At 69.9% G+C, this 6,649-nt stretch carries 7 protein-coding genes; 5 read left to right on the top strand and 2 right to left on the bottom strand.

The features are described from left to right. Positions 1-181: 181 nt before the first annotated feature. Both rplQ and truA read left to right on the top strand, forming a co-directional pair. Entirely contained in the window at positions 182-679 is a 498-nt protein-coding gene (gene rplQ, locus ACFV2J_RS18380; protein WP_385086004.1) for a 50S ribosomal protein L17, read from the top strand. Between the two features lie 90 nt (positions 680-769). Further along, positions 770-1,636, top strand: a complete 867-nt coding sequence (gene truA, locus ACFV2J_RS18375; RefSeq protein ID WP_385086002.1) for a tRNA pseudouridine(38-40) synthase TruA — start codon at positions 770-772, stop codon at positions 1,634-1,636. An 84-nt stretch (positions 1,637-1,720) separates the two neighbouring features. Here truA and ACFV2J_RS18370 read toward each other — a convergent pair whose 3' ends face one another. Beyond that, complete coding sequence (locus tag ACFV2J_RS18370) at positions 1,721-2,602, bottom strand: hypothetical protein (protein ID WP_385086000.1); 882 nt, start codon at positions 2,600-2,602, stop codon at positions 1,721-1,723. Between the two features lie 570 nt (positions 2,603-3,172). On the opposite strand from ACFV2J_RS18370, the gene rplM reads away from it, so the two are divergent. The 3 genes from rplM to glmM all read left to right on the top strand — a co-directional run bounded on the left by rplM (position 3,173) and on the right by glmM (position 5,702). Next, entirely contained in the window at positions 3,173-3,616 is a 444-nt protein-coding gene (gene rplM, locus ACFV2J_RS18365) for a 50S ribosomal protein L13 (protein WP_168529673.1), read from the top strand. Between the two features lie 42 nt (positions 3,617-3,658). Continuing rightward, positions 3,659-4,180, top strand: coding sequence for a 30S ribosomal protein S9 (rpsI, locus tag ACFV2J_RS18360; RefSeq protein WP_060895271.1), 522 nt, complete (start codon positions 3,659-3,661; stop codon positions 4,178-4,180). Positions 4,181-4,343: 163 nt separating this feature from the next. Then, positions 4,344-5,702, top strand: a complete 1,359-nt coding sequence (glmM, locus tag ACFV2J_RS18355; RefSeq protein WP_385085997.1) for a phosphoglucosamine mutase — start codon at positions 4,344-4,346, stop codon at positions 5,700-5,702. Here the strand turns inward: glmM and ACFV2J_RS18350 are convergent. Next, a complete protein-coding gene (locus tag ACFV2J_RS18350) occupies positions 5,699-6,640 on the bottom strand; it encodes a DUF389 domain-containing protein (RefSeq protein WP_385085995.1) in 942 nt (313 codons plus the stop codon). The genes glmM and ACFV2J_RS18350 overlap by 4 nt on opposite strands. Positions 6,641-6,649: the final 9 nt, after the last annotated feature.

Below are 6,649 nucleotides of genomic sequence, written 5' to 3'. Positions count from 1 at the left end.
GCCTCGTTGTTTTGTGGCGGGTGGGCTCGGATTTGAGGGCAGCTCTCGCGCCGCCCCCCCGGGGCTATGTAGCCCCGCGGCCCCCCCCATCGCCCCCCCCGGATCTCCGACGGGCAATCGCCCGCTCGGACACTGACTTCGGTACCTGATACGGCCGGGGCAGACACCTAGGAGAAACACCATGCCGAAGCCCACCAAGGGTGCCCGTATGGGCGGCAGCGCCGCGCACGAGAAGCTGCTCCTCGCGAACCTCGCGAAGTCGCTCTTCGAGCACGGCCGCATCACCACCACCGAGGCGAAGGCCCGTCGCCTGCGCCCGTACGCGGAGCGTCTGGTCACCAAGGCGAAGAAGGGTGACCTTCACAACCGCCGCCAGGTGCTCTCGGTGATCACGGACAAGAGCATCGTGCACACGCTCTTCACCGAGATCGGCCCGCGCTACGAGAACCGCCCGGGTGGCTACACCCGTATCACCAAGATCGGTAACCGCCGTGGCGACAACGCGCCCATGGCCGTCATCGAGCTGGTGGAGGCCCTGACCGTGGCCCAGCAGGCCACCGGTGAGGCCGAGGCGGCCACCAAGCGTTCCGCCAAGGACGCCGAGGCTCCGGCCAAGGTCGAGGACACCAAGGTCGAGGACGCCACCGAGGCTCCCGCCGAGGAGTCGAAGGACGCCTGAGGCACTGCCTTGCTGTGAGCGGGTCCGTCCCTTCGGGGCGGGCCCGCTCTCGCGTTCCGGCGGGGAAGCCGGGCTTGAGAGGATCCAGGAGTGAGTGACGAAGCGGAGCCCGGGTTCGTACGGGTACGGATGGACCTGTCCTACGACGGGAGCGCGTTCTCGGGGTGGGCGAAGCAGGCCAGTGGCCGCAGGACGGTCCAGGGTGACATCGAGGACGCGCTGCGGACGGTGACCCGGACGAAGGACACGACGTACGAGCTGACCGTCGCCGGGCGCACCGACGCCGGGGTGCACGCGCGCGGGCAGGTGGCGCACGTCGACCTGCCGGCGGAGCTGTGGGCCGAACACCGGGAGAAGCTGCTGAAGCGGCTGGCCGGGCGGCTGTCGAAGGACGTACGGGTGTGGTCCCTGGCCGAGGCGCCCGCCGGGTTCAACGCGCGCTTCTCGGCGGTCTGGCGGCGCTACGCGTATCGCGTCACCGACCACGCCGGGGGTGTGGATCCGCTGCTGCGCAATCACGTCCTGTGGCACGACTGGCCGTTGGACGTCGACGCCATGAACGAGGCGGCGGCCCGGCTCGTCGGCGAGCACGACTTCGCGGCCTACTGCAAGAAGCGCGAGGGTGCGACGACCATCCGTACGCTCCAGGAGCTGAGCCTGGTGCGCGGGGACGACGGGATCATCACCGCGACCGTCCGCGCCGACGCCTTCTGCCACAACATGGTGCGGTCGCTGATCGGGGCGCTGCTGTTCGTCGGGGACGGGCACCGCGGGCCCGAGTGGCCCGGCAAGGTGCTGGCCGCCGGCGTGCGGGACTCGGCCGTCCATGTCGTACGGCCGCACGGGCTGACGCTGGAGGAGGTCGGCTATCCCGCCGACGAGCTGCTGGCCGCGCGCAACAAGGAGGCGCGCAACAAGCGGACGCTGCCGGGGGCGCCGGGGTGTGACGCCTGCTAGGCCGCTCCGGCGGGCCGCACGGGCGGCCGGCCGGTACGCGGTGGCCGGGTGCGGCCCGGTCCACCCGCGGCGGCCGGCCGGTGACTACCGGTTGGCCGCCGACGACGCCTGTGCCTCGCCGCGGCGGCGGATCTGGCGGAAGGTGAACTCGGCCAGGTCGTTGCCGGTGGTGAAGACCTCGGCGCTCTTGGTCGTCACGTCCTTGCCGTTGGTGAAGCCGGCCAGCGTGAAGTAGGCGTAGCGGCCGTAGGAGTTGCTCGTCGAGCGGCAGACCGCCGTGCGGCAGAAGGTGGCGACGCCCTGGCCGGGCAGCGAGACGATGATGCTCTTCTTGTCCGTCTGGGAGATCGCCTTGGCCGCCTGGGCCTGGGTGTCGAACACCGCGACGGCCACGGTCACGGCGACGCCATCCTTGCTGTACGTGACGCGCATCAGCCGGGTGCAGCCGTTGTCGGTGAGGGCCTTGGGGAGGGTCTTCTGCACGCCCGTCGCGCACTTCGTCGTCGAGGCGGTCGGACCCTTGCGGTAGACGCGGTCACCCATGGTCAGCTGCGAGCCGGGGAAGAGGATGTCCGGGCTGAGCGGAGCGGTGTCCTTCTTGACGCTGGATATGAAGTCCGTCGGATCCAGCGGCGGAGGGGCCGAGGTCGGCGCGAACGAGGGCGCCGGAGCGGTGGTGTCGCTCGGGACGGCCGTGGTGCCGGGCAGCTTGCCGGCCTGGTTCGACGGCGTGTTGTCGCCGTTCGCGGAGACGACGGCCACGGCGACGGCAGCGCCGACCGCGAGCGTGGCGATCGCCGAGCCGCCGATCACCAGCAGCCTGCGGCGCTTGTTGCGCGTCTCGGACGCCTCGGCCAGTGCCGCCCAGTCCGGAGTCCGGCTCCCGCTGCCCCAGTCGGGTTGCTGAGAACCAGGCTTCCACGGATCCCACGGGGGCTCCCCCTGCCCACCCTGCCCATAGCTCATGGGCCGCATCTTAGACGGGCGTTGGGGGCTGTCGTTCCGCACCGGGGGATACCTGAGCCCCTAGTGTGACCTGACCGCGTACGGGCAAATCTGATATCTCCGGGTGTTTGGTACGTCATGCCTCGTGGTGGCGCGCCGGGGCGGAGAGCGTGACGCGGAGGCGGATCGCGTGGGGTTCCTCACACGGACGCCGGGCCTTCGGCGCGGCGCCTCTTCCTGGACTGGCTTAGGCTGGTATCGCGGGCCGCAGCGGCGGCCGTGCGGCCGGGAGAGGCCTCGAGGCGCGCAGCGCCCGGAGCCGAGGGTGTATCCATCCGCCTGGACGACCGCCCGCGACGCCCGCCGCAAGAGCCGCGTTTTGACCCGTCCGGGGAAGCGCGGGTACTCTTGCAGTTCGTTATGTGTATTGGCTTGCTCATTCTCACGTGAGGGGCCCTTACACCGGTCCACCGGGGCCGATGACCAGCGACCAGCACTCGGTATGCGTCACCGAGGTGCGGTCAGGGCTGTCGTGATCGTCCGTGGTGGCCATGTCAGGACCCACTCACTGAAGAAGCGAAGGCTACGACCGTGCGTACGTACAGCCCCAAGCCCGGCGACATCACTCGCCAGTGGTACGTCATCGACGCCCAGGATGTCGTCCTGGGTCGTCTGGCGACCACTGCAGCGAACATCCTGCGGGGCAAGCACAAGCCGATCTATGCGCCCCACGTCGACGCTGGTGACTTCGTCATCATCATCAACGCCGACAAGGTGCACCTCTCCGGCAACAAGAAGACCCAGAAGCTGGCGTACCGCCACTCCGGTTACCCGGGTGGTCTGCGCTCCGTCCGTTACGACGAGCTGCTGGCGAAGAACCCCGAGAAGGCCGTCGAGAAGGCCATCAAGGGCATGGTTCCGAAGAACACCCTGGGCCGTCAGGTGCTCTCGAAGCTGAAGGTCTACGCGGGCGAGAACCACCCGCACGCTGCGCAGCAGCCGGTCCCGTTCGAGATCACCCAGGTCGCGCAGTAGTTCCGGCCACCCCCTAAGACGAAAAAGAATCTGAGGAGAATCGTGGCCGAGACCACCGTTGAGCAGCCGGTCGAAGAGACTGAGCTCGTCGACATCGAGAACTACACCACCGAGTCCGAGGTCCCCGTCGAGGGCGAGTACACCTCGGAGTCGCTGGCCGGCCGCTTCGGCGACCCCCAGCCGGCCGCCGGCCTGGGCCGTCGCAAGAACGCCATCGCCCGCGTCCGGATCGTCCCGGGCACCGGCAAGTGGAAGATCAACGGTCGCACCCTTGAGGACTACTTCCCCAACAAGGTGCACCAGCAGGAAGTCAACGAGCCCTTCAAGGTGCTCGAGCTCGACAACCGCTACGACGTCATCGCCCGCATCTCGGGTGGCGGCGTCTCCGGTCAGGCCGGTGCGCTCCGTCTCGGTGTCGCCCGCGCGCTGAACGAGGCCGACGTCGACAACAACCGCCCGGCGCTGAAGAAGGCCGGCTTCCTCAAGCGCGACGACCGTGCGGTCGAGCGCAAGAAGGCCGGTCTCAAGAAGGCCCGTAAGGCTCCGCAGTACAGCAAGCGTTAATCACCGCCTGCTGGTAGTCGTACGACCGTTCGCCCCGGCGGCACGCTGTGTGCCGTCGGGGCGTTCGTTTATCACCAGCCCAGGGCGTATAACGGCACAAGGCGCTCAAAGGCTTGCATGATCGGATGACTTCCGAATACTGAGCATCATCAGGAGGACACCAGTGGGACGACTCTTCGGCACGGACGGCGTGCGCGGTGTCGCCAACGCGGATCTGACGGCCGAGCTCGCGCTCGGCCTCTCCGTCGCGGCGGCGCATGTGCTGGCCGAGGCGGGTACGTTCGAGGGCCACCGGCCGGTGGCAGTGGTCGGGCGGGACCCGCGCGCGTCCGGGGAGTTCTTGGAGGCCGCCGTGGTCGCGGGCCTGGCCAGCGCGGGTGTGGACGTCCTGCGCGTCGGTGTGCTGCCGACCCCCGCGGTGGCGTACCTCACGGGTGTGCTGGGTGCCGACCTCGGTGTGATGCTCTCGGCCAGCCACAACGCCATGCCGGACAACGGCGTCAAGTTCTTCGCCCGCGGTGGGCACAAGCTCGCCGACGAGCTGGAGGACAGGATCGAGGCCGTCTACGACGAGCACCGCACCGGCGCTCCGTGGGACCGGCCGACGGGTTCGGGCGTCGGGCGCGTGCGCTCGTACGACGAGGGCTTCGACCAGTACGTCGCCCACCTGATCGGTGTGCTCCCGAACCGTCTCGACGGTCTCAAGGTCGTGCTCGACGAGGCGCACGGTGCCGCCGCCCGGGTCTCCCCGGAGGCGTTCGCGCGGGCCGGCGCGGAGATCGTCACGATCGGTACCGCCCCGGACGGCCTGAACATCAACGACGGCTGCGGTTCCACGCACCTCGACCTCCTCAAGGCCGCCGTCGTCGAGCACGGCGCCGATCTCGGCATCGCGCACGACGGTGACGCCGACCGCTGCCTCGCCGTGGACCACACGGGTGCCGAGGTGGACGGCGACCAGATCCTGGCCGTGCTCGCGCTGGCGATGCGGGAGCGTTCCGCACTGCGCTCCGACACCGTTGTCGCGACGGTCATGTCCAACCTGGGCTTCAAGCTCGCCATGGAGCGCGAGGGCGTCGCCCTCATCCAGACCGCGGTCGGTGACCGCTACGTCCTGGAGGAGATGAAGCAGCACGGCTACGCGCTCGGCGGCGAGCAGTCCGGTCACGTGATCATCCTCGACCACGCCACGACCGGCGACGGCACGCTGACCGGTCTGATGCTGGCGGCCCGGGTCGCCCAGACGGGCCGTACGCTCCAGGACCTCGCGTCCGTCATGGAGCGGCTGCCGCAGGTCCTCATCAACGTCCCCGACGTCGACCGGTCGCGGGTGAACAGCTCCGCCGAGCTGGCGGCCGCGGTCGTCGAGGCCGAGCGGGAACTCGGCTCCACCGGTCGGGTGCTGCTGCGTCCCTCCGGCACCGAGCCGCTCGTGCGGGTCATGGTCGAGGCCGCCGACATCGACCACGCCCGGTCGGTGGCCGGACGGCTCGCGGACGCCGTGAAGTCCTCGCTCGGCTAAGCGGGTCCGGGTGTCACGCCACGCTGTCTCGCCCAGAACCACTTCTGGGCGAGCAGGGTGAGCGTGCCCGCGAGCACGATGCCGCCCAGGTTGGCCAGCAACTGCCAGGTGGAGCCCCAGGTCTGGGAGTAGTCCCCGTAGCTGAGGGCGACCGCCGCGTTCGCCGCCGCCGGCACCGTGGTCACCGAGATCGCGACGCCGATCAGCGCGCCCGACTTCGCGGACGTGAGGGACAGGGTGCCGGCGATCCCGGCGAGGAAGGCCACGACGAAGGACATCCAGTCGGGCTTCCAGATGAAGGCCGTGTTCGGCCGGGGCGCCTCCACCATCGCCTTCTCGAACAGGCCCAGGCCGTCGAGGAGCAGGCTGAAGCCCGCGGTCAGCACCATGGCGAGGGCGAATCCCGCGAGCAGCGCCCACAGGGACCGCCACACCAGGTGCGGGGCGCGCCGCACCAGCGCCGTCGAGATCCCGGCGAGCGGCCCGAACTCCGGTCCCACGGCCATCGCGCCGACGATCAGGATCGCGTTGTCGAGCATCACACCGCAGGCCGCGAGCATGGTCGCGACCGCTAGCAGTGCCACATAGGTGACGCTGAGCGTCGACTCCTCGTGCGAGGCGTCCGCCAGGTGCTCCCACAGCACCGCGTCCGTCCCCTCGCCCGGTGCGTCCTCCTCGGCCCGGTCGGCGCGGCTGGAGAGCGACAGGTCGATGTTCTCGACGGCGATCGAGCCGGTCCGGTCGAGGTCGAACTCCCGCAGCGCACCGATCAGTTCGTCACCCGCCTCGCGCGCGACGTCGCACATCACGACGTCACCGGCCGGGTCGCGGGCGGCGCCCGGCAGCACGACGAGATGGGTGGTGCCGACCGTACGCCCGATCAGGCGCACCACCTCGTCGGTCCGTTCGGCCGGGGTGATCAGACGAAGATGCAGCATGCCGCGCAG

This window comes from Streptomyces sp. NPDC059668 (assembly GCF_042734135.1).
Taxonomy (GTDB): Bacteria; Actinomycetota; Actinomycetes; order Streptomycetales; family Streptomycetaceae; genus Streptomyces.
This window is presented reverse-complemented; position numbering and strand designations above follow the sequence as displayed.

Excerpts from the sequence above, each read along its gene's own strand:
- ACFV2J_RS18350 (WP_385085995.1), bottom strand. The coding sequence starts at position 6,640 with ATGCTGCATCTTCGTCTGATCACCCCGGCCGAACGGACCGACGAGGTG.
- rplQ (WP_385086004.1), top strand. The coding sequence starts at position 182 with ATGCCGAAGCCCACCAAGGGTGCCCGTATGGGCGGCAGCGCCGCGCAC.
- ACFV2J_RS18370 (WP_385086000.1), bottom strand. The coding sequence starts at position 2,602 with ATGAGCTATGGGCAGGGTGGGCAGGGGGAGCCCCCGTGGGATCCGTGG.